1 protein-coding gene is annotated in these 883 nt (G+C 36.0%); it reads left to right on the forward strand.

What is annotated here, in order from left to right; genetic code table 11:
• Positions 1-378: 378 nt before the first annotated feature.
• Positions 379-883 (forward strand): carboxypeptidase-like regulatory domain-containing protein (locus E1171_RS00635; protein WP_187696126.1); only part of this gene is annotated, 505 nt, incomplete at its 3' end.

Below are 883 nucleotides of genomic sequence, written 5' to 3' on the forward strand. Positions count from 1 at the left end.
AAAGGATAGCTTTCAAAGGGCTTCAGGGCTTTTATATACATTTTTATCCTCTTTACCGATGAAGTGCTACAGGAGGGCTTTTTGGAATTTTGATTGCCATTGAAAGGATCCACCACAGAAACCCTCAAACTTTATGATCCCTCTTAGCTTATACTGATTAAGACATAAAGATTTACCACTCTTCAAAATATTTGGTGCATTAAACCATGCAACCTCTAAATGATACAAAATTTAAGATTTCTTCAATTTCATAAAATAGTTGAGTACTTTTGGAAAATTTGAACTAGAATTTGGACAATACCCTTGAGAAATTTCAAAAGCTATTACATATAGTCCGATTGAATTTTTTATGGTTCATTATTAAACATCCTTATGCCAATGCGTATATTGTTTCTTTTTCTTTTGATCATATTGGGAACAATTGGATATTCTCAAAACCAAGGGGAGAATACTATCATCATTAAAGGCCAGGTTATCAACGAGAAAGAAGAAAGTATACCCTTTGCTACCTTGAGAATAAAAGGTACCTACAGAGGTGCAGCAACAGATGCTGAAGGAAAATTTTATTTCAGAGCTAATCGAAATGACACCTTGGTGGTAAATTTCATAGGCTATCACGAAAAACAAGTAGCTTTAGGATTATTTACCATAAAAGAGCTTGAAAAGCTAAAGATTTATCTGACCCTTTCACCAATTTCCCTAGACTCCGTCCAGGTTTTTTCCAATGATCCAATGAAATGGCTTTATAGAAAAAAAAGGGATCCTATCACCATTAAAGGAATCCGACACTATAATGGCCCAAGAAAGGAACCGAGCCCTATTGGGTTTAGCACAGGGGCTAATGGACCGGCTTTGACTGGAGCTATCACGGCCTTTGCCAATC

The organism is Xanthovirga aplysinae, assembly GCF_009711365.1.
Classification (GTDB): Bacteria; Bacteroidota; Bacteroidia; order Cytophagales; family Cyclobacteriaceae; genus Xanthovirga; species Xanthovirga aplysinae.